The 19,921-nt window shown below is 66.8% G+C and carries 19 protein-coding genes and 1 tRNA gene; 11 read left to right on the top strand and 9 right to left on the bottom strand.

All coding sequences use genetic code 11. From position 1 onward, the window contains the following. Positions 1 to 49 precede the first annotated feature (49 nt). Together B9Y97_RS01660 and upp are read left to right on the top strand one after the other, a co-directional pair. The gene (locus B9Y97_RS01660; protein WP_085525127.1) at positions 50 to 1,033 is read left to right on the top strand and encodes an adenosine deaminase; all 984 of its coding nucleotides are present in this window, start codon (positions 50 to 52) and stop codon (positions 1,031 to 1,033) included. Then, positions 1,033 to 1,665, top strand: a complete 633-nt coding sequence (gene upp, locus B9Y97_RS01655; RefSeq protein WP_085525126.1) for a uracil phosphoribosyltransferase — start codon at positions 1,033 to 1,035, stop codon at positions 1,663 to 1,665. The genes B9Y97_RS01660 and upp overlap by 1 nt, the downstream gene beginning before the upstream one ends. A gap of 305 nt (positions 1,666 to 1,970) precedes the next feature. Here upp and B9Y97_RS17860 read toward each other — a convergent pair whose 3' ends face one another. Next, the gene (locus tag B9Y97_RS17860) at positions 1,971 to 2,243 is read right to left on the bottom strand and encodes a hypothetical protein (protein ID WP_139828191.1); all 273 of its coding nucleotides are present in this window, start codon (positions 2,241 to 2,243) and stop codon (positions 1,971 to 1,973) included. Here B9Y97_RS17860 and B9Y97_RS01650 point away from each other — a divergent pair. After that, positions 2,233 to 3,138 (top strand): SPOR domain-containing protein, encoded by a 906-nt coding sequence (locus tag B9Y97_RS01650; RefSeq protein WP_139828190.1) that lies wholly within the window; start codon positions 2,233 to 2,235, stop codon positions 3,136 to 3,138. The genes B9Y97_RS17860 and B9Y97_RS01650 overlap by 11 nt on opposite strands. 163 nt (positions 3,139 to 3,301) lie before the next feature. On the opposite strand, the gene B9Y97_RS01645 is transcribed toward B9Y97_RS01650, so the two are convergent. Together B9Y97_RS01645 and B9Y97_RS01640 are read right to left on the bottom strand one after the other, a co-directional pair. Then, on the bottom strand, positions 3,302 to 3,973 hold the full coding sequence (locus tag B9Y97_RS01645; RefSeq protein WP_085525124.1) for a Hint domain-containing protein: 672 nt from the start codon (positions 3,971 to 3,973) through the stop codon (positions 3,302 to 3,304). Positions 3,974 to 4,156: 183 nt separating this feature from the next. Continuing rightward, entirely contained in the window at positions 4,157 to 4,807 is a 651-nt protein-coding gene (locus B9Y97_RS01640) for a sulfotransferase family 2 domain-containing protein (RefSeq protein WP_085525123.1), read from the bottom strand. Positions 4,808 to 5,061: 254 nt separating this feature from the next. On the opposite strand from B9Y97_RS01640, the gene B9Y97_RS01635 reads away from it, so the two are divergent. After that, positions 5,062 to 6,690 (top strand): AMP-binding protein, encoded by a 1,629-nt coding sequence (locus B9Y97_RS01635; RefSeq protein ID WP_085525122.1) that lies wholly within the window; start codon positions 5,062 to 5,064, stop codon positions 6,688 to 6,690. 133 nt (positions 6,691 to 6,823) lie between these two features. Next, entirely contained in the window at positions 6,824 to 7,846 is a 1,023-nt protein-coding gene (locus B9Y97_RS01630) for a hypothetical protein (protein WP_085525121.1), read from the top strand. Positions 7,847 to 7,852: 6 nt separating this feature from the next. On the opposite strand, the gene B9Y97_RS01625 is transcribed toward B9Y97_RS01630, so the two are convergent. The 3 genes from B9Y97_RS01625 to B9Y97_RS01615 form a co-directional block, all read right to left on the bottom strand. Then, positions 7,853 to 10,246, bottom strand: coding sequence for a ligase-associated DNA damage response DEXH box helicase (locus B9Y97_RS01625; protein WP_085525120.1), 2,394 nt, complete (start codon positions 10,244 to 10,246; stop codon positions 7,853 to 7,855). Between the two features lie 87 nt (positions 10,247 to 10,333). Next, positions 10,334 to 10,417 (bottom strand) — tRNA-Leu (locus tag B9Y97_RS01620). 61 nt (positions 10,418 to 10,478) lie between these two features. Then, positions 10,479 to 11,024: a tetratricopeptide repeat protein gene (locus B9Y97_RS01615; protein WP_085525119.1), complete on the bottom strand. Its 546-nt coding sequence runs from the start codon at positions 11,022 to 11,024 to the stop codon at positions 10,479 to 10,481. Between the two features lie 95 nt (positions 11,025 to 11,119). Here B9Y97_RS01615 and B9Y97_RS01610 point away from each other — a divergent pair, with 95 nt between their 5' ends. Next, positions 11,120 to 11,863: a rhomboid family intramembrane serine protease gene (locus B9Y97_RS01610; protein WP_085525118.1), complete on the top strand. Its 744-nt coding sequence runs from the start codon at positions 11,120 to 11,122 to the stop codon at positions 11,861 to 11,863. Between the two features lie 41 nt (positions 11,864 to 11,904). Here the strand turns inward: B9Y97_RS01610 and B9Y97_RS01605 are convergent, their stop codons facing one another. From B9Y97_RS01605 to B9Y97_RS01595, 3 genes are all read right to left on the bottom strand, one after another. Continuing rightward, on the bottom strand, positions 11,905 to 12,108 hold the full coding sequence (locus tag B9Y97_RS01605; RefSeq protein ID WP_139828189.1) for a hypothetical protein: 204 nt from the start codon (positions 12,106 to 12,108) through the stop codon (positions 11,905 to 11,907). A 105-nt stretch (positions 12,109 to 12,213) separates the two neighbouring features. Then, positions 12,214 to 13,005 (bottom strand): inositol monophosphatase family protein, encoded by a 792-nt coding sequence (locus B9Y97_RS01600; protein WP_254900823.1) that lies wholly within the window; start codon positions 13,003 to 13,005, stop codon positions 12,214 to 12,216. A 135-nt stretch (positions 13,006 to 13,140) separates the two neighbouring features. Beyond that, positions 13,141 to 14,046: a LysR family transcriptional regulator gene (locus B9Y97_RS01595; protein WP_085525116.1), complete on the bottom strand. Its 906-nt coding sequence runs from the start codon at positions 14,044 to 14,046 to the stop codon at positions 13,141 to 13,143. Positions 14,047 to 14,137: 91 nt separating this feature from the next. Here B9Y97_RS01595 and metF point away from each other — a divergent pair, with 91 nt between their 5' ends. The 5 genes from metF to B9Y97_RS01570 all read left to right on the top strand — a co-directional run bounded on the left by metF (position 14,138) and on the right by B9Y97_RS01570 (position 19,801). Further along, a complete protein-coding gene (metF, locus tag B9Y97_RS01590) occupies positions 14,138 to 15,004 on the top strand; it encodes a methylenetetrahydrofolate reductase [NAD(P)H] (protein WP_085528039.1) in 867 nt (288 codons plus the stop codon). A 215-nt stretch (positions 15,005 to 15,219) separates the two neighbouring features. After that, positions 15,220 to 16,320 carry an ABC transporter ATP-binding protein gene (locus B9Y97_RS01585; RefSeq protein WP_085525115.1) on the top strand — a complete coding sequence of 367 codons (1,101 nt, stop codon included), beginning with the start codon at positions 15,220 to 15,222 and terminating at the stop codon, positions 16,318 to 16,320. 115 nt (positions 16,321 to 16,435) lie between these two features. Then, positions 16,436 to 17,512 (top strand): ABC transporter substrate-binding protein, encoded by a 1,077-nt coding sequence (locus B9Y97_RS01580; protein WP_085525114.1) that lies wholly within the window; start codon positions 16,436 to 16,438, stop codon positions 17,510 to 17,512. 72 nt (positions 17,513 to 17,584) lie between these two features. Beyond that, the gene (locus tag B9Y97_RS01575; protein ID WP_085525113.1) at positions 17,585 to 18,874 is read left to right on the top strand and encodes an ABC transporter permease; all 1,290 of its coding nucleotides are present in this window, start codon (positions 17,585 to 17,587) and stop codon (positions 18,872 to 18,874) included. Between the two features lie 6 nt (positions 18,875 to 18,880). Then, positions 18,881 to 19,801, top strand: coding sequence for an ABC transporter permease (locus B9Y97_RS01570; RefSeq protein ID WP_085525112.1), 921 nt, complete (start codon positions 18,881 to 18,883; stop codon positions 19,799 to 19,801). The last annotated feature ends 120 nt before the right edge of the window (positions 19,802 to 19,921 follow it).

The following is a 19,921-nucleotide window of genomic DNA, read 5'->3' as shown; positions in this document are numbered from 1 at the left end:
GCCGCATGCCCCCGCCCTGCAAATTCCGTGTTGAAAGGAAACATCCCCCGTGAGTTTCAAGTCGCTTCCCAAGATCGAGTTGCACCACCACCTCGAAGGTGCCGCGCCACCGGCCTTCGTGCGTGACATGGCAGGGGCCAAGGGCCTTGACGTGTCGGGCATGTTCGACGCCAACGGGGCCTATCAATACGACAGTTTCCTGCGCTTCCTCGATGTCTACGAGGCGGCGACCAAGCCGTTCCAGACCCCCGACGACTACGCCCTGCTCACCGCCATCGTGCTCGGCGAGGCGGCGGAGGCGGGGGTGGTCTACCTCGAAAGCTTCCTTTCGCCCGATTTCTGCGGCGGGCGCGATCCCGGGGCCTGGCGGGAATACTTCCACGCGATGTGGGAGGCGGCGCTTTCGGCCGAGGAGCTTGGCATCACGATGCGCGGGATCGTCACCGCGATCCGCCATTTCGGCCCCGAGGCGGCGCGCGAAGTGGCCGCCTGCGCGCGCGATACCGCGGGCGGTTTCGTCACCGGCTTCGGTCTCGCGGGCGACGAGAACGCCGGCGAGGCCGCCGATTTCGCCTATGCCTTCGACATGGCGCGCGAAGCCGGGCTGCGGCTCACCGCCCATGCCGGCGAATGGGGCGGGCCAGCCTCGGTGCGCGATGTGCTGGACCATCTGCGCGTCGAGCGGATCGGCCACGGCGTGCGCGCGATCGAAGACCCGACACTGGTGATCGAGCTCGCCGCGCGCGGCACCGTGCTCGAAGTCTGCCCCGGCTCCAACGTCGGTCTCGGGCTCTACCCGTCCTATGCCGATCACCCGATCGCGCGGCTGCGCGACGCAGGGGTGAACGTCACCGTTTCGACCGACGACCCGCCCTTCTTCCACACCGACATGACCCGCGAATACGAGGAGCTTTCGCGCGCCTTCGGCTGGGACGAAGCTGATTTTGCCGCGCTCAACCGGGTGGCGCTGGAGGCCGCGTTCTGCGATGATGACACCCGCGCGCGGATTGCCCAACGGCTGGAGACCCCCTGATGCTCGACCATCTGAAGATCGTCCAACACCCGCTGGTGCAGCACAAGCTTACCCTGATGCGGCGCAAGGACACCTCCACCGCCGAGTTCCGCCAACTCTTGCGCGAGATCTCCCTGCTGCTCGCCTACGAGGTCACCCGTGAGTTGCCGATGACGATGACGACGGTGGAAACACCGCTGAAGGAAATGGAAGCGCCGCTGCTCGCCGGCAAGAAGATGGCTCTGGTCTCGATCCTTCGGGCCGGCAACGGGCTGCTCGACGGGGTGCTGGAGCTGATCCCCTCGGCTCGGGTCGGGTTCATCGGGCTTTACCGCAACGAGGAAACGCTGGAGCCGGTGCAATACTACTTCAAGGTGCCCGAGGAAATCGGTGAGCGGCTGGTGATCGTGGTCGACCCGATGCTGGCGACCGGGAATTCCTCGGTGGCCGCGATCGACCTTTTGAAGAAGGCCGGCGCGAAGAACATCCGCTTCCTCTGCCTGCTTGCCGCGCCCGAGGGGGTGAAACGGATGGGCACGGCGCATCCGGATGTGCCGATCGTCACCGCGGCGGTCGACGAGCGGCTCAACGACCACGGCTATATCGTGCCCGGTCTCGGGGACGCGGGCGACCGGATGTATGGCACCCGGTAGGCGTTTGTTTCGAGTTTGTGGACAATCTGTTTTCCGGCCCCGGACAGGGGGTAATTGTCCTGCCTTCACCGACAGATTGTTGCCGGACCCCTAGACTCGCGGGGTATGATCCGCCATTGTGACCCCAACATCTTGTGTGGGGGCACGGATATGAAATTACTTCGTCATACAAGCGCCTTGGCTCTCGCGGTCATTGTTTCTGGCACGGCTGCCAGTGCCTACACCCTGCAACAGGCCGCCAAGCCGGCCGAGACTCCGCCCGCAAGCTACCGGAGCGATGTTTACGTCGACAGCCGCGGCTGCGCCTATGTGCGGGCCAATATCGGGTCGAGCGTGAACTGGGTGCCGCGGCTGTCGTCTGACCGCAAGACGGTGATCTGCGGACTGACGCCGAGCGCGAGCGGGTCCGGCACAGCCTCGGCGCGGCCCCCCGCGCCGCCCGCGCCGCCGCGGCCTTCGGCACCCGCCAGCCCTGACCAAGCGACGACGACAGCGGCCGCGTCACCCTCGGCGCCGCCCGAGCCCGCCGCCTCCAAACCGGCGGCCCCGTCGCCGATCTCGCGCACGATGAACGTCACCTGTCCGGCCGATGGTTCCACCGCGCGGGTTCGCATCGGGTCGCGGACCCTGGCGGTGCGGTGCGCCCCGGGGCAGACCACCGCCAAGAGCTACATCATCCAGCACGGCAACGGCGAACGCACCCGGCTGGTGGCCAATCCTGCGTCGGTCGCGGCACCCGAACCCAAGACCGTGGCGCGGGTGCCGTCCACCCCGATGCCCACCGCCTCGTCCGGCCGGGTAAAGATCGGCGGCGTGGCCCCGGGCACGGTCCCCGCGCCGCAGGGGCACAGCTTTGGCCGGGGCTTCGGTGTCACCTCCGGGCCCGGCGTGACCGATCCGGTGCCCACCCCCGGTCAGGCGGTGCGCCGTGCACCGGCGACACCCGCGCCCGCGGCCACGTCCGGAGGGTCCAGCGCGCCGCCGGAGTCCGGCACCGAACGCGTGGTGATCCCGTCCGGCTATCGGCAGGCGTGGGATGACGACCGGCTCAACCCCAACCGCGGTCCGCTGTCCGCCAGTGGCGATCAGCAGATGGCGGCGAAATGGGACGTCACCAAGGTGCCGATGCAAAAGGCCAATCCCGCGCCGGCGCGCGGGCTGGTCGAGCAGCCGGGTGCGGGTGGTTTCTCGGTCTTCACCAAGAGCCCCTCCGCGGTGCCCGCCGCGGTGGCCGAGGCGCCGGAGCCCGTGGCGACGAAACGTTATGTGCAGGTCGGTGCCTTCAACGTGGCGGCAAATGCCGAGCGCGCGGCGGCGCGGCTCCAGGCGCTTGGCCTGCCGGGCCGCGTGGCGCAGACGCGCTCGGGGCGCACCGTGGTGGTGGCGGGCCCCTATGACAATGCAGCGGCCTTGCGCACTGCGCTTGCCGCGGCCCGAAGCGGCGGCTTTTCCGACGCTTTCCTGCGCAACTGATCCGGGTGCGGGCGCAAGACGTCAAAGCCCCGTCCGGCAAGGGGGGCGGACGGGGCTCTTTCGCGTCGTGATCGGGGGGAATAACGAGCGCGAAATCGGTGCGACGGGGGAGGCGCGGCGAGCGCGGGGACTGTTGGATTGGCCGCCGGACCCCACCCCGCGCTCAGGCCGACACGGTGGCGGCACTGAAACTCGAGGTATCTTCCTTCGACATCGCGGCCACGAGGGCCTCGGCCTTCTCCCCGCGCAGGATCGCGTAGGGCGCGGGCCGACCGCCGATGTCGAGCTGGTCCAGCGGGGTGATCCCCGGGACCGACGAGGGCACCAGCAGGAGCCCGCCGCCATCGGCAAAAACGAGTTCGTCATTTTCGAAATGCAGCGTCACCACCTCGACGGGCCGCAGGCTGCAGAACCGCTCGATGCCGCGATACCCCACCAGGGCCTTGGCCGGCAGGAGTGCGAAGGGATCGCCGGTCATCGCCTCGGCGGCGTCGCTTTCGACCAGAACCGGCTGTTCGGGTAGGAGCACCATGGGATCGTCGTTGCCGATGGTGCCGCCGGGCACGTCGATCGGCGTGGCGAATGACGGCGAGGCATCGCTGCAGGCGAAATGCGCGCCCCGGGTCACCGCCACCACGGGTTGCGCGCCGTTGTCGAAGGTGAGCACCTCGTCACCGACCGCGATCGCCTCGACAGGTCGCCAGCCCCGCCTTGTGGCGATCCGGGTTCCGGCGGTGAAGCCGGACAGCCGGTAATCGTTGTCGGCGGGCCGGATTTCGTCGGCACCGCGGCACGATGCGGTGTCTCGCGAGGATGTCTTGAGCAGTCCGAACATTTCGTCTCCCCAGTCACGAGGTCGGGGGCATCCCCGCGTGGCCTTTGGCTTGCTTCAAGCTGAGGCTGCGTTCGCCACGGGGAGAAAATTCGGCGTATTTGCGGCAATCTTGCGGCATTGACGGGATTTCTGGATACAAACTGCCTGGTCCGCGGATATTGTCGCCAGGCGCAGGCGCAATCCTTAACGGAAGCTGTAGGAAAAGCGGCGGATATCGGGCGCGCAGGCCTCCGCGACGAGCGCCGCATCGGCCGCATCGTAATAGCCGCGCCAGTCGGCCGCGCGCTCGGAGCGGTTCTCGTGCGGGATCTCGCCGAGGTCGAAGCCGAGGTGGGCTTCGAGCGGCGCGAGGTCGTCGCGCAGGTGTTCGAGGCGGATGAACAGATCGGCACGCTCGATGCCCTGCGCATCGGTGACGTAGCGACCGTAAGGATTGTCGCGCATCGCCGTGATGGTTTGCGGTGCGTTGAGGAAGGCGGAAAACTCCGCGGTTTTCGCCAGCGCGACAGCGGGGTGATCGAAGCTCTGGCCGCGCAGCCAGTGGTAATAGCTCACCATCCGGTCCCATGGGTTGCGCACCAGGGTGAAGACGAAAAAATCCTCGATCTCGTCCTGTGTCACCAACCCGTAAAGGTCGGTGAGCATGGCGTGTTTCCACAACCGTCCCGAGGCCGCCATCCCCTGCACCCGCCGCCGCCGCTTGCGCGCTTTCGGCGTGTCGCCGAGCATGATGTCATCGGCCATCGCGCGGGCCTCCAGCGCCAGCGCGAGCGAGGTGCCCCCGGTTTTCGGGGCATGAACGAAGATGTAGCGGCGACCGCGCGACAGGATCATGGCGCGATGATACCGGCGCGCCGGGCACCCCGCCACTCCCGATCCTTCTTGGGTCCGGAAATACCTCGGGGGGTGAGCCCGGAACGGGCGAGGGGCCCTCTCGGCGCTTTCAGGGAAAGCGCCTGCCGGGTTACCGGTCTCTGCGAGACCGTCCAGGCTGCGCCCCCATGTTGCCCCAGCCGATGCCGCATCGGCATTGACGCCCGTCGTGCTGCAGTGCCAAATCGCGCAGACCATGGCTGAGGGAGGCGCATATGGGCTGGCTGAAGGACGAAACCGGGCTGGAGAAGACGGATGCGAACCACGTGGCGCTCACGCCGCTTTCGCACCTGCGCCGGGCCGCGGCCCTGTTCCCCGAAAAGCTCGCCATCGTCGACCGCGACCGGCGCTTCACTTACGGCGAATACCACGCCCGCGCCTCGCGGCTGGCCTCCGCGCTCGCCACCGCCGGGGTGGGCCCGGGCGACGTGGTGGCGACGCTCCTTCCCAACACGCTGGCGCAGGCCGAGGCGCATTGGGGCGTGCCGGCCACTGGCGCGGTGCTCAACACCATCAACATCCGCCTCGACGTCGAAACCGTTGCCTATATCTTCGGTCATGGCGAGGCGAAGGTGGCGCTGGTCGACAGCGCCTTTCTCGGGCTGGCCGAAGCGGCGCTGGAGCGGATGGAGGGCGAAGGCCCCCGGATCATCGAGGTGGCCGACCCGGCGGCGGGGTTCCCGGCCTCGGGGCGGCATACCGAGTACGAGGACTTCATCGCCGGGGGCGATCCGGCGTTCACCTGGCACATGCCCGGGGACGAGTGGGAGAGCCTCGCGCTCAACTACACCTCCGGCACCACCGGGCGGCCGAAGGGCGTGGTCTATTCGCACCGGGGTGCCCACCTGCACACGCTGGGCCTCGGCCTCGACTGGGGACTTGACCGCGATACCGTCTACCTCACCATCGTGCCGCTGTTTCACTGCAACAACTGGGTGCACACATGGTCGATCCCGGCGGTGGGCGGCACCACAATCTGCTGCCGCGACATCACCGCAAAGGCAATCTACGACGCCATCGCCGACGAGGGCGTGACCAATTTCGGCGGCGCACCAATCGTGCTGAACATGATCGTGAACGCGAAGGACGCCGAGCGCCGCGCTTTCGATCACGTGGTCAAGGTCTATACCGCCGGCGCCCCACCGCCCGCGGCCACGCTCGCCGCGATCGAACCGCTCGGCTTCACGGTCACGCAGACCTATGGGCTGACCGAAACCTATGGCCATGTCGTCGAATGCCGCTGGAAGGACGCCTGGGACGACTTGCCCGACGCCGAGCGCTACGCGATCAAGGCGCGCACCGGGGTGGCGCAGGTGATGGAGGAGCACGTCACCGTGATGGAGGGCGAAACCATGGCCGAGGTGCCCGCCGACGGCGAGACCATCGGCGAGATCATGGTGCGCGGCAACGTGGTGATGAAGGGCTACCTGAAGAACCCCGAGGCCACCAGGGAGGCCTTTCGCGGCGGCTATTTCCACACCGGCGACATCGCCTTCAAGCACCCCGACGGCTACATCAAGATCACCGACCGGGCGAAGGACATCATCATCTCGGGCGGCGAGAACGTCTCGTCGGTCGAGGTCGAGGGGGCGCTCATGCATCACCCGGCGGTCTCGCTTTGCGCCGTGGTCGCCAAACCGGACGACAAGTGGGGCGAGGTGCCCTGCGCCTTCGTCGAGTTGAAGGAGGGCGCGGCGGCGAGCGAAGAGGAGCTGATCGCCTTCGCCCGCGAGCGCCTTGCCGGGTTCAAGACGCCCAAGCGGGTGATCTTCCTCGAACTGCCGAAAACCTCGACCGGCAAGATCCAGAAGTTCGAGTTGCGCGCGCTTGTGAAAGAGCTCTGAGCACCGCGGCTTTGCGGCCCGCGACAGGCGGCGGCCGCGGTGTCGAACCGGCCCGGCCGAACCCCGGCTGGACGCGGGGGCATGGCGCGCGCTATTCTCACCGCAACAATACAAAAGAGCAGCCTTGCCCGACATGACGGCGCTGACCCAATATCAACGGCTCGAGGCTCCCGGCCTCTGGCGTCCCGATGCCGAGGCGCAGCGGCTGAACGTCGTCATCTCGATCGGCGATGCGACGCTCACGATCACCGACACATCCGACCGGGCGCTCGCGCATTGGTCACTGGCCGCCCTGCACCGGCTCAACCCCGGCGAAACCCCTGCGCGCTATGCACCGTCCGAGGCAACGGAGGAGATCGAGGAGCTTGAGATCGACGACGCCGAGATGCTTGCCGCGCTGGAGAAGGTGCGCCGGGCCATCGAGATGAACCGGCCCCGTGCCGGGCGGCTGCGGCTCGGGCTGACGCTGACCACGCTCGGGCTGGCCGCTGTTCTGGCGGTGACATGGCTGCCCGGCGCGCTGCGGCAACACACGCTCTCGGTTCTGCCCGATGTGACCCGGGAGGCGGTGGGCAACCGGCTGATGGAGCGGGTGCGCCGGGTTGCCGGTGCGCCCTGTGCAATACCCTACGGGGTCGCGGCGCTCGACCGGCTCGGCGCGCGGCTGTTCGACGGTGAACGGGCCCGGCTCTTCGTGGTTCCGGCCGGGGTGAACGGGGCGCGTCATCTGCCGGGGCGGATCATCCTGATCGACCGGGCCCTGGTGGAGAATTATCCCGAGCCGGACGTGGCGGCCGGGTTCGTGCTTGCCGAAGCCGAGCGCGCGCGAGCGCGCGACCCGATGGCCGCGCTTCTCGCCCATGCCGGGATCGTCGCCACCGCCAAGTTGCTCACCACCGGCGACATCGACGACGATGTGCTCGACGCCTACGCCGAGGCGGTGCTGCTGGCACCGCCCGCGCCGCTGGCCGATGCGACCCTGCTCGCGCGCTTCGAGGCGGCGGGGGTGCGCTCGACGCCATATGCCTACGCGCTCGATCCGACGGGGGAGGCCACGCTGGGCCTGATCGAGGCCGATCCGGTGCCGCTCGCCCGCTCCGCGCCGCTTCTGGCCGATGCCGACTGGGTCAGCCTGCAAGGGATCTGCGCCGACTGAACCGGCTCAGGCCAGCCCCGCCTCGGCCATCAGGCGCGCGGCTTCGGCGGCCACCAGCGCCTCCGCGCCCGCGCCCTCCACCGGCACCTTGCCGACTTCCAGAAACAGCGGCGCGGCGAAGGGCGGCACCCTGTCGAGCACGACGTGATCGACCCGCGCCCGGGTGCGCGCCAGCATTTCCTCGATCCGGCCGAAGCCGATCAGCCCGCGCATGGCTTCTTCGCGGGTGATGTCGAGGAGCAGGTGGTCGGGGTCATACTTGCGCAAGGTGTCGTAGAGGATATCGGTGGAAAACGTGGCCTGCCGGGCATTGGCGCGCTTGCCGGGGAAGTTGCGCGGGGTCAGCCCGGCGATGGTGGCGGCGGCCTTGAAGGCGCGTTTCATCAGTGCGTTTTCGGCCAGCCAGCCCTCCAGACCGTCGCGCAATCCCTCCGGATCGAGCAGCGCGGCGGGGTCGGTCATCGGGTCGAGCGACCAGATCAGCGTGGCGTAGTCGCTGGCGACGAAGCCGAGCGGTGCGAGCCCGGCCACTTCCATCCGCCGGGTGAGCAGCAGGCCCAGCGTCTGCTGCGCGCCGCGCCCGGCAAACCCGTAGATGCAAGTCTGCGCCCGGCCCTCGAAGCGAAAGCTCTCCACCAGAACCCGGCCCGCACGCGGCAGGCGCGACACCTCGGCCTGGAGCGCGATCCAGTCGCGGGTATGGCCGGGCAGGGCGCTGAGGTCGTCGCGGTGCAGGAGATCGAGCACCCGGGCCGATAGCTGGGTCGAGGTGGAAAACTTCGTGCCCATGAAAACGGCGACCTTCGGCTTGCGTCCCCGGTCGCGGCTGACTTCCACGTGCATCTCGTGCAGGCTCTCGAAGCGCACGATCTGGCCGCCGATCAGGAAGGTGTCGCCGGGGGTGAGTGCGGCGGCGAAGGCTTCCTCGACCTCGCCGAGCGGCCCGCGGTGGCCGCGCATCCGCACCTTCAGCGTGTCGCTGTCCTGGATCGTGCCGAGGTTCATGCGGATGAGTTGCGTGCTACGTGGATCGCGCAACTGCCAGAGCCCGTCGGGGCGCTGCTTGAGTCGTTGCCAGCGATCATAGGCGCGCAGCGCATAGCCGCCGGTGGCGACGAAATCGAGGCAGGCGTCGAACTGCGCCCGGCTGAGCGCGGCATAAGGCCCGGCGCGGCTGACTTCGGCGTAAAGATCGGCAGCATCGAACGGGCCGGAGCAGGCGCGGATCAGGATATGCTGGCACAATACGTCGCGCGGGCCGGCTCCGCGCGGCTCGCCGTCGAGATCATGCGCCAGCGCCGCCTCGATCGCGGCCTGGCACTCGATCACCTCCCAGCGGTTCGCGGGCAGCAGCAGCGCCTTGGAGGGGGCGTTGTAGCGGTGGTTGGCGCGACCGATGCGCTGGACGAGGCGCTTGACGTTTTTCGGCGCACCGATCTGGATCACCAGATCGACATCGCCCCAGTCGAGGCCCAGATCGAGCGTGCCGGTGCAGACGATGGCCTTGAGATCGCCGCGCAGCATCGCCGCTTCCACCCTCTCGCGGGCCTCGCGCGCGAGCGAGCCGTGGTGGATGGCGATCGGCAGGGTCTCGTCGTTGGCGAGCCAGAGGTGATGAAAGAAGATCTCTGCCTGTGCGCGGGTGTTGTGAAAGATCAGCGTGGTCTTGTGGCGCTTGACCTCTGCAAGCACTTCCGCGATGGCATAGCGCCCGCCGCCGCCGGACCAGGGCGGCGGGGCCTCGGTTGCAAGCATGCGGATATCGGGGCTGGGGCCGGGGTCGGCATGGAGCACCGCGGCACCGGGGGCATGGAAGTAACGCGCCAGTGCCGGCGGGTCTTCCACCGTGGCCGAAAGCCCGACCCGCCGCAGCCCCGGCGCCAGCGCCTCGAGCCGGGTCAGCAGCAGCATGAGTTGGTCGCCGCGCTTGCTCTCGGCCAGCGCGTGCACTTCGTCCACCACCACCCGGGCGAGGCCGGCAAACAGCCGCGGGGCATCCTCGTAGGACAAAAGCAGCGCGAGGCTCTCGGGCGTGGTGAGCAGGATATGCGGCGGATCGGCGCGCTGGGCCTTGCGACGGGTCTGGCTGGTATCGCCCGAGCGGTCATCGACGCGGATATCGAGACCGATGTCGGCAATCGGGCCGGTCAGGTTGCGGCGCATGTCGGCCGCGAGCGCCTTGAGCGGTGAAATGTAGAGAGTGTGCAATCCAGCGCGGGGATTTTTCGCCAGATCGACGAGTGTTGGCAGGAATCCTGCAAGTGTCTTTCCGCCACCGGTGGGCGCGATCAGGAGGGTGGCAGCGTCCTCGGCGCGCGCCAGCATCGCGCGCTGATGCGGGTGGGGCTGCCAGCCCCTGGCACGGAACCAGTCGGAAAAGGCGGGAGGGAGCGGGTTCATGGCCACGAAGATAGGCCCGCCCCGAACGGAAAGAAAGCGGGCACAGGCCAAGTGCGACACGCGGCCGGATCGCGGCGCCCGTCGTTCTGGTACCCGCGGCGGGATTCGAACCCGCACGCCCGAAGGCTGGGGATTTTAAGTCCCCTGTGTCTACCGTTCCACCACGCGGGCGGGCGCGGCGACGGTAGCCCAAGCGGGGCGCGGGGAAAAGGGCGCGCGGACAGGTTCGGGGTCAGCGCGGCGCGCCCGCGGGCGGGTCGAGCAGCCCGCGTTCGGGCAACCACGGGTGCAGCGCCACGGCTTTGCGCAGCACCGCGTCGCCCGCGTCGTCGCGCCCCATCCGCATCAGCGTCAGCCCCTTGCCCGAAAGCGCGGCGACGTGGCGCGGGTTGAGCGCGAGGGCACGGTCGAGGTCGGCCAGCGCGGCATCGTAATCCTCCTGCAGGAAGCGCACGTAGGCGCGCTGGTTCCAGCCCTCTGCCCAATGCGGGCAATAGACGACCAGTTCGTCGAGGCCGAGCAGCGCGCCCGGATAGTCGGCAATCGCGATGCGTTCGAGCGCGATGGCGAGCAACTCGCCCGACCAGTCGTCCGGGGCCGTGCTCCACAGCGCCCGCATGTCGTAGAACGCATCCCGCCCGGCCATGTAGGTTTGCGCCGCCTGTGCGTCGGCGATCAGGGTATCGAGGGCACCGGTGATGTCGGGGGCAGGCGGGCAGGTTTCGCTCTGCGCGGGCAGGGCGTAAAGAGCGAGGACGGCGGCGGGGATCAGGCGCATGGTCAAAGTTTCCGCGCATCGGGGCGTGCGGTCAAATCACCAGAGCGCGAGGCTTGGCGCTTGACGGCGCGCGGCGGCTGGTGTGACCTCACGCCATGTTCCCGATCCGCGACCATAATCCTTCAGAGCGCCTGCCCGTGGTGACCTGGACACTGATCGGCGCCAATATCGTGATCTTTCTCGCCTGCCTGCCGCTCTACGGTGACGAGCGGGCGCTCGGGATGCTGTACTGGGAATGGGGCATGGTACCGGCGAAGCTCGCAAGCGGAACCGGCTTTCATGGCGCGATCACCTCGATGTTCCTGCATGCCGGCTTCCTGCACCTCGCCGGCAACATGCTGTTTCTGTGGATCTTCGGCGACAACCTCGAAGACAGGCTCGGGCATCTGGGTTTTCTGGTATTCTACCTTGGCACCGGCCTCGGCGCGGCTCTGCTGCAATTCGCCGCCGCCCCGACGAGCGCGGTGCCGATGGTCGGTGCCTCGGGGGCGATCGCGGGGGTGATGGGCGGCTATTTCTTGCTGTTCCCGCGCGCCCGGGTCGACATCCTGTTGATCCTGATCGTCTACATCAGGGTGTTCCCGGTGCCCGCCTGGCTGATGCTGGGGGTTTGGTTCGCGATCCAGTTCGCGAGCGGTGTGAGCGGTCCGGTCGATGGCAATGTCGCCTATTGGGCGCATGCTGGCGGCTTCGGGCTAGGCTTTCTCGCGATCGTGCCGGCCTGGTTGCGGGCCGGGGGCACGCGGTTCTGGGCGCAGACCCACGGCCACCCCGACCACCCCGAGGCGCGCTACCGGCTGGTCGAAAGCTCGGTGCCGAGGGTCAGGCGGCGCGAATGAGGAAGAACCGCGGTTCGGGGAGCGACACGGCGCGTCGCGGCCTATTCTTCGTCCCTGATCTCGTGATCATCCATGAAGGTGACGATGGAGTCCGCGACCTTGGGAACGGTCGAGGTGACGTAGAATGACGCGCCGACCCCCAACAGGACGATGGACGCGGTAAGGACGATCCAGTCAACGGTCACGGCCCCGTCGTCATCGACGGTGAACCGTGCCAAGGCTGGCCTGTAGCTTGTGTCAACCATATCCAGTCCGATCCCGAATTGGGCCAAGAGACCTACAACCATCGATGGTAAACGGGGCGAAATTGAGGTTATTTCTGGAGGTTTTCGTGGAGTCGCGGGCGGGCGTCAGCCGCCCCGGATCACCGCTGCGAACTTGTCGAAGATCACCTCGTTGGCACCGATCAGTTCACCGGCGGACAGGATGTCGTCGCGCTTGTCGATCGGTTCCACCAGCCCGCCCGCCTCGCGCAGGATGACAAGCCCCGCGGCGATGTCCCAGGCGTTGAGGCGGCGTTCCCAGAAACCGTCGTAGCGGCCCGCGGCGACATAGGCGAGATCGAGCGCGGCGGCCCCCCAGCGGCGCACGCCGGCGCAGGTCGGCAGCAGGCGGGCGAGGTCCTGCAAGGTGTCGGGCAGATCGGCGCGGCCGCCGAAGGGCAGCCCGGTGGCGAAAATCGCCTCGATCATCCGAGTCCGGCCCGAGACCCGCAGCCGGGTTTCGTTCATGAAGGCGCCGCTGCCCTTCTCGGCGTAGAACATCTCGTCCTTGGCCGGGTCGAAAACCACGCCGGCGACGATCTCGCCCTTGTGTTCGAGCGCGATCGACACCGCCCAGTGCGGCAAGCCGTGCAGGAAGTTGGTGGTGCCGTCGAGCGGATCGACGATCCAGCGCCGGGTCGGGTCCTTGCCGTCTTCGCCGCCGCCTTCCTCGCCGAGCCAGCCGTAGTTCGGACGCGCCTCGGTGAGCTCGTTCTTGATGATCTCCTCGGCGGCGATATCGGCGCGCGAGACGAAGTCGCCGGCACCCTTCATCGAGACCTGGAGGTTCTCGACCTCGCGGAAGTCCTTCACAAGGCTGCGCCCCGCCTTGCGGGCGGCCTTGATCATCACGTTGAGGTTGGCGCTGCCTTGCTTCATGTCCGGCTCCTGTCTGTTGTCGGCGCTATACGCGCGGGCGCGCGGCTTGCCAAGGCGGCGGGGCGGTTTCTTTGCAGAAACCGGCACGGAATCCGCAGCGGATTCCGTGGCGAAATCCGCTGCGGATTTCGCCCCCTAGCCGCGTTGCAGCTTGACCGGCTCGGTGCGCGCAAGGCGGATCATGTGGGCGATGTAGGGCTTGGCGGTGTCTTCATCGCGCACCGCGGCATACATCCGTTTGGTCAGGCCACCCTCGGTGATGTGTTTGACCACGTAGTCGGGGCGCGCGCGCACGTCGCGCAAGACCCAGTCGGGCAGCACCGTTACGCCGCGACCGGCGGCGACGAGCATCAGGATCACCTCGGTGAGTTCCACCGGCCGCATGCCCCGGGGCTCGACGCGGGCCGGGGTGAGCAACTGGGTGAAAATGTCGAGCTTGGCGCGTTCCACCGGGTAGTGCAGCAGGGTTTCCTCAGCGAAATCCTCCGCCTCGATGAAGGGCTTTTCCGCCAGCCGGTGCCCGCGCGGGCATACGAACATCGGCTCGTAATCGAACAGCGGCTGGAAGGTGATGCCGGGGAGGGACACCGGGTCGGAAGAGATCACGAAATCCACCTCCTCGCGCCGGAGCGCCTCGATCGCGTCGAAGGCGAGGCGCATGCGGATATCGACATCGACATCCGGCCAGGCCGACCGCAGCCCGTCGAGCACGGGAAACAGCCAGTCGAAACAGGCGTGGCATTCGATCGCGATGTGCAGACGCCCGGAGCGGCCCGATTGCATCGCGCGGAACTCTTCCTCGACGGCAGAGATTTCGGGCAGGATACGCTCGGCCAGCCGCAAGAGCTTCAGCCCGGCCGGGCTGAGCTTCATCGGTTTGGAGCGGCGATGGAACAGCTCCATCCCGACCTGCTCCTCCAGCGCCTTGACCTGGTGGGAGAGCGCCGACTGGGTGATGTGCAGCATGTCGGCGGCGCGGGCGAGCCCGCCCGCCTCGTGGATCGCGCGGATGGTGCGCAGGTGGCGAAATTCGAGATACATGAGCGACCTTCATGATCTTTCTGAGATTTATGAATTTGTCTCACAAGGGGCCGGGGGATACAAGATCTCAACATCAGAATCGGAGCCCGCCATGCCGACCCCGCGTATCTCGTTTGAATTCTTCCCGCCCAAGGACATTGCCGGCGCCTTCCGCCTGTCGGATACGGTGCGCGATCTGGCGCCGCTCGATCCCACCTTCGTCTCGGTCACCTACGGCGCGGGCGGCACCACCCGCGAACTCACCCACGACGCGGTGACGACGATCCACAATCGCTACGGGCTCAACGTGGCGGCGCATCTGACCTGCGTCGACGCCAGCCGCGCCGAGACGCTGGAGATCGCGCAGAGCTATGCCGAGGCCGGCATCACCGAGATCGTGGCGCTCCGGGGCGATCCGCCGAAGGGGCAGGGCGGTTTCGCGCCGCATCCGGAGGGTTTTGCCAATTCGGTCGAGCTGATCGAGGCGCTGGCCGCGACCGGCAAGTTCAACCTGCGCGTCGGGGCCTATCCCGATCCGCACCCCGAGGCGGGCAGCGACACCGCAGACGTGGACTGGCTCAAACGCAAGATCGACGCAGGGGCCGCCTCGGCGATCACGCAGTTCTTCTTCGAGGCCGACACCTTCTTTCGGTTCCGCGACAAGTGCGAGAAAGCCGGCATCGACGCGCCGATCATCCCGGGCATCCTGCCGATCGAAAACTGGGGCGGGGTGAAGAAATTCGCAACGAACTGCGGCGCGAAGGTGCCCGGATGGCTGGACGATGCCTTCGACAAGGCCCTGCGCGACGGCCGCGAGGATTTGCTTTCGGTCGCGGTCGCGGCCGAACTGTGCTCCGACCTGATCGACGGTGGCGTGGAGAACCTGCATTTCTACACCCTCAACAAGCCGCATCTCACCCGCGACGTTGCCCATGCGCTGGGCGTGACCCCGCGGGTGGCCTTGCAGAAGGTGGCCTGACCAACCGCCTCGCCGCGCTGCGCGACGGCGATTCGAAACCGGTCGGAATCCCGGCGTCGCGGGATATCTTGCTCAAATGGCGGGCGAATTTTGCCCGCTTGTTGCGCAAACCTGCCCGAAAGTGTCGTATTCGCAGTTGAAATCCCGATCCCGTTGGTGTTGGTTTCTTTTTCAGACCAATAAAATAATAACGACAGGGAATAAGAGGGGATCACTTGACAAGCGAAGACTTGAACGACGGTTTCGTCGTCTTCGACCGCGTGCAGAAAAGCTATGACGGCGAAACGCTCGTGGTGAAGGATCTGAACCTTTCCATCGGCAAGGGCGAATTTCTTACCATGCTGGGGCCCTCGGGCTCGGGCAAGACCACCTGCCTGATGATGCTCGCGGGGTTCGAAACCGCCACCCACGGCGAAATCCTGCTTGGCGGCAAGCCGATCAACGATATCCCGCCGCACAAGCGCGGAATCGGCATGGTGTTCCAGAATTACGCGCTGTTTCCGCATATGACGGTGGGAGAGAACCTGTCGTTTCCGCTCGAAGTGCGGGGCCTTGGCAAATCCGAGCGCGAGGCCAAGATCATGCGCGCGCTCGAAATGGTGCAGATGGGCGCTTTCGTCAATCGTCGCCCGGCACAGCTTTCGGGTGGCCAGCAGCAGCGCATCGCGCTCGCCCGCGCGCTGGTGTTCGAGCCCGAGCTTGTGCTGATGGACGAACCGCTCGGCGCGCTCGACAAGCAGTTGCGCGAGCACATGCAGTTCGAGATCACCCGGCTGGCGCATGATCTGGGCATCACCACGGTTTACGTGACCCACGACCAGACCGAGGCACTCACCATGTCGGACCGGGTCGCGGTGTTCGACGATGGCCGGATCCAGCAACTCGATCCGCCCGCGGTGCTCTACGAGGAGCCGAAGAACAGCTTCGTGGCGCAGTTCATCGGCGAGAACAACACGCTGGTGGGCGAAGTGGTCGAAATGCATGCCGACAAATGCGTGGTGCGCCTCGACGATGGCGAGATCTTTGACGCCAAGCCGGTGAACGTGACCAGGGTCGGCGACAAGACCAGGGTTTCGATCCGTCCCGAGCGGGTGGAATACAACCCGGACCGTCTGCCGGAGGGGGCGCACACGCTGCACGCCGAAGTGCTCGAATTCATCTACATGGGCGATATCTTCCGCACCCGGCTGCGGGTGGCAGGCAACGACGAGTTCATCGTCAAGACCCGCAACGCGCCCGACCAGGTGCGGCTGGAACCGGGCGCACAAATCGAGATTGGCTGGTTGCCCCAGGATTGCCGCGCGCTCGATGCGTGAGGCGTGAGCGATCGCGTCTCGTCCCGCAAGGGCGGTGCGCGATGTTTCAATGGAGGCCGGGTTTGCCCGGACCAGCCTCCGAAGTTCAACCGGGCGACGACAAGGGAGTTTGCGAATGAAGATGAAATCCGTGCTCATGGCGAGCGTGTTTGCCGGTGTAACCGGCGCGGCGATGGCCGAGGGCGAAGTGGTCGTGATGTCGTGGGGTGGGGCCTACGAGAAATCGCAGGTTGAGGCCTACAACAAGCCCTTCGCGGCTGAAACCGGGATCACCGTGACCATGGTGGCGGCCGACAACCCTGCGACCCCGCTCAAGGCGCAGGTCGAAGCCGGCAACGTCACGGTTGACGTCGCCGATGTCGAGTTCTCCGATGCCGTGCGCCTTTGCGACGAGGGGCTGCTTGAGCCGATCGACCATTCGATCCTGCCACCGGGCGACGACGGCACCCCCGCCACCGAGGACTTCATTGACGGTGCGCTCCAGGATTGCGCGGTTGCCAGCATCGTGTGGTCGACGGCCGTGGCCTACAACACCGCCAATGTCGAAGGCACCCCGACCACGATGGCGGATTTTTTCGACACCGAGGAATTCCCCGGCAAGCGGGGCTTGCGCAAATCCGCCAAGGCGACGCTCGAGATGGCGCTGATCGGCGATGGCGTGCCAGCCGGCGAGGTGTATGACATGCTCGGCACCAGCGAGGGCGTGGACCGTGCCTTTGCCAAGCTCGACGAGATCAAGAGCGATATCGTCTGGTGGGAAGCCGGCGCGCAACCCGCGCAGCTTCTGGCCGATGGCGAAGTTGCGATGACGACCGCCTACAACGGCCGGATCTTCAACGCCCAGGTGGCCGAGGGGCAGCCCTTCGAGATCATGTGGGACGGCCAGATCCTCGACTATGATCTTTTCGTCATCCCGAAGGGGGCCAAGAACCCTGAAAACGCGTTGAAATACATCGTCTATTCCACCGACACCAAGCGTCTGGCGGATCAGGCGAGCTGGATCTCCTACGGTCCGGCGCGCAAGTCGTCGGCGGCCCATGTCGGGCTCTACTCGGACGGAAAGACCGAGATGGCACCGCATATGCCGACCTCGCCCGAGGCGCTGAAAAACGCGCTCGTGAACGACTTCGAGTTCTGGGTCGACATGGACGCCGAACTCAACGAGCGCTTCAACGCCTGGCTGGCCCAGTAACCGGCCGGTTTGCGAGCCGAGACACGGGCGGGCCCTGCCGGGCCCGCCCACCCCCGAAGGGTGAGGGACGAGATGGCCGATACAACCGCAGGACAGATGCTGACCACCGCCGATGGCAGGCCGCTCAAGCAGGCACTCGCGCGGGCGCAACGCCGGTCACGGCTGCGCGCGATCGGGCTGGTCGCGCCGCTGCTGGTTTTCATCGTGGTGACCTTCATCGTCCCGATCGGGCAGATGCTGCACCGCTCGTTTCACAACGAGGGCTTCACGGTTCATACCGATATCGGCAGTGGCACCCGGACCCCGATCATGACCGATCTTGCCGCGTGGTTCGATGACAACCCGCGCGGGGTCGAGCCCGACGAGGCCGCTTTTTCCGCGTTGCGCGACGGGCTCGTGCACCTGGGCGAGCTTCGCGCCGCCGGAAGCGCGGGGACCCGGATCAATTACGGCTACGCCGGGTCGCGCTCGATGTTCACCAAGGCCGCGCGCCGGGCCGACAAGTTGGAGCCGCCCTACCGCGATGCCTTTCTCGACCTCGACGAGCAATGGGGCGATCCCGAACTCTGGTCGGTGATGCGAAACGCCACGTCGAGCTACACCGTCGATTTCTACCTTGCCGCCGTCGATCTCGAACGCAACCCCGAGGGTGCGGTCGCGGCGGTCGACGAGAACCGGCAGGTCTACGTCAAGCTGTTCGTCCGCACGCTGTTTCTCTCGGTGCTGATCACCTTCCTGACCTTCGTGCTCGCCTATCCGATCGCGCACCTGCTGGCGACGCTGCCGCTGCGCTATTCCAACCTCCTGATGATCTTCGTGCTGTTGCCGTTCTGGACCTCGCTGCTGGTGCGCACCACCTCCTGGATGGTGCTTCTGCAGGGCCAGGGCGTGGTCAACGATGCGCTGGTGGGGATCGGGATTCTGGCCGATGAGAACCGGCTCCAGATGATGTATAATCAGGTCGGCACCGTGGTGGCGATGACCCATATCCTGCTGCCGTTCATGGTGTTGCCGCTCTACTCGGTGATGCGGCCGATCAACCCCTCCTACGTGCGCGCCGCGCGCTCGCTCGGGGCGACGAGCTGGACGGCGTTTCGCCGGATCTACTTTCCGCAGACCGTGCCGGGCATTGGCGCGGGGGCTTTGCTCGTCTTCATCCTCTCGGTCGGCTACTACATCACGCCGGCACTCGTCGGCGGTGCCGACGGCCAACTGATTTCCAACCTCATCGCGTTCCACATGCAGCGTTCGCTCAACTGGTCGCTGGCCGCGGCGCTGGCGGCGATCCTGCTCGCGGGCGTGCTCATTCTCTACTGGCTCTACGACCGGCTCGTGGGCATCGACAATCTGAAGCTGGGGTAACCGACCATGGCGCTTCCCAACTACGCATCGCCGCTCGAACGGGTCTGGCACTACGTCTATCTCGTGCTGTCGGGGCTGATCTTCGTCTTCCTGATCGCGCCGATCCTTGTGGTGATCCCGCTGTCGTTCAACGTCGAGCCCTATTTCACCTTCACCGAAAAGATGCTCCGGTTCGACCCCGAGGGCTATTCGACGCGCTGGTATGAAACCCTGCTGACCTTCGGGATGCAGGCTCCCGACGCGGCGCGCGACGCGGCGTGGTGGAGCGATGCATGGCGCAATGCCAACTGGATCACGGCGGCGAAAAACTCGGTCATCGTGGGCTTCTTCGCCACCATCATCGCCGCGGTGCTCGGCACCGTGGCGGCACTTGGCCTGTCGCGGCCCGAGATGCCGGGGCGTCGCGCGATCATGGCGATCCTGATCAGCCCGATGATCGTGCCGATCATCATCGTCGCCACCGGGTTGTTCTTTTTCTACTCCTCGATCCAGATCAGCGCCTGGGGCGTGCCCTATCTCGGGCTGATCCTCGCCCATGCCACGCTCGGCATTCCCTTCGTCATCATCACCGTGACCGCGACGCTGGTGGGTTTCGACCATTCGCTGACCCGCGCCGCCGCCAATCTCGGTGCCGACCCGGTGACGATCTTCCGCCGGGTGCAGATGCCCTTGATCCTGCCCGGCGTGATCTCGGGTGCGCTGTTCGCCTTTGTCACCTCTTTCGACGAGGTGGTGGTGGTGCTCTTCGTCGGCGGGCTCGATGAGCAGACCATCCCGCGCCAGATGTGGAACGGGATCCGCGAACAGATCAGCCCGGCGATCCTCGCGGTGGCGACGATCCTCGTGGTGGTCTCGATTCTTCTGCTCACAACGGTCGAACTGCTGCGCCGCCGCTCCGAACGCCTCCGCGGCATCACCCCGCATTGAGGCGCGCCGGGCGACCGGTTCTGCCGCGCATCGGTGGCGGTTTCCGGTTGGGAAACCCTCCCAGGCGCCGCGCGCGTTCAACCAGATGTTAACCTGCCCCGTGCGACGGATGAGGTCGGT

It is taken from the genome of Maritimibacter sp. HL-12, assembly GCF_900177545.1.
In the GTDB taxonomy this organism is placed as follows: domain Bacteria; phylum Pseudomonadota; class Alphaproteobacteria; order Rhodobacterales; family Rhodobacteraceae; genus Sinisalibacter.
Note: the sequence above shows the minus strand (reverse complement) of the source record. Positions and strands in the feature narration are given on the sequence as shown.

What these genes read in the sequence shown, in the direction of transcription:
- B9Y97_RS01635 (WP_085525122.1), top strand. Translation starts at nt 5,062, where the DNA reads ATGGGCTGGCTGAAGGACGAAACCGGGCTGGAGAAGACGGATGCGAAC.
- metF (WP_085528039.1), top strand. Translation starts at nt 14,138, where the DNA reads ATGCCGACCCCGCGTATCTCGTTTGAATTCTTCCCGCCCAAGGACATT.
- B9Y97_RS01600 (WP_254900823.1), bottom strand. Translation starts at nt 13,005, where the DNA reads ATGAAGCAAGGCAGCGCCAACCTCAACGTGATGATCAAGGCCGCCCGC.
- B9Y97_RS01615 (WP_085525119.1), bottom strand. Translation starts at nt 11,024, where the DNA reads ATGCGCCTGATCCCCGCCGCCGTCCTCGCTCTTTACGCCCTGCCCGCG.
- B9Y97_RS01640 (WP_085525123.1), bottom strand. Translation starts at nt 4,807, where the DNA reads ATGATCCTGTCGCGCGGTCGCCGCTACATCTTCGTTCATGCCCCGAAA.
- B9Y97_RS01645 (WP_085525124.1), bottom strand. Translation starts at nt 3,973, where the DNA reads ATGTTCGGACTGCTCAAGACATCCTCGCGAGACACCGCATCGTGCCGC.
- B9Y97_RS01605 (WP_139828189.1), bottom strand. Translation starts at nt 12,108, where the DNA reads ATGGTTGACACAAGCTACAGGCCAGCCTTGGCACGGTTCACCGTCGAT.
- B9Y97_RS01630 (WP_085525121.1), top strand. Translation starts at nt 6,824, where the DNA reads ATGACGGCGCTGACCCAATATCAACGGCTCGAGGCTCCCGGCCTCTGG.
- B9Y97_RS01575 (WP_085525113.1), top strand. Translation starts at nt 17,585, where the DNA reads ATGGCCGATACAACCGCAGGACAGATGCTGACCACCGCCGATGGCAGG.
- B9Y97_RS01625 (WP_085525120.1), bottom strand. Translation starts at nt 10,246, where the DNA reads ATGAACCCGCTCCCTCCCGCCTTTTCCGACTGGTTCCGTGCCAGGGGC.
- B9Y97_RS01650 (WP_139828190.1), top strand. Translation starts at nt 2,233, where the DNA reads ATGAACGTCACCTGTCCGGCCGATGGTTCCACCGCGCGGGTTCGCATC.
- B9Y97_RS01595 (WP_085525116.1), bottom strand. Translation starts at nt 14,046, where the DNA reads ATGTATCTCGAATTTCGCCACCTGCGCACCATCCGCGCGATCCACGAG.
- B9Y97_RS01580 (WP_085525114.1), top strand. Translation starts at nt 16,436, where the DNA reads ATGAAGATGAAATCCGTGCTCATGGCGAGCGTGTTTGCCGGTGTAACC.
- B9Y97_RS01610 (WP_085525118.1), top strand. Translation starts at nt 11,120, where the DNA reads ATGTTCCCGATCCGCGACCATAATCCTTCAGAGCGCCTGCCCGTGGTG.
- B9Y97_RS01570 (WP_085525112.1), top strand. Translation starts at nt 18,881, where the DNA reads ATGGCGCTTCCCAACTACGCATCGCCGCTCGAACGGGTCTGGCACTAC.
- upp (WP_085525126.1), top strand. Translation starts at nt 1,033, where the DNA reads ATGCTCGACCATCTGAAGATCGTCCAACACCCGCTGGTGCAGCACAAG.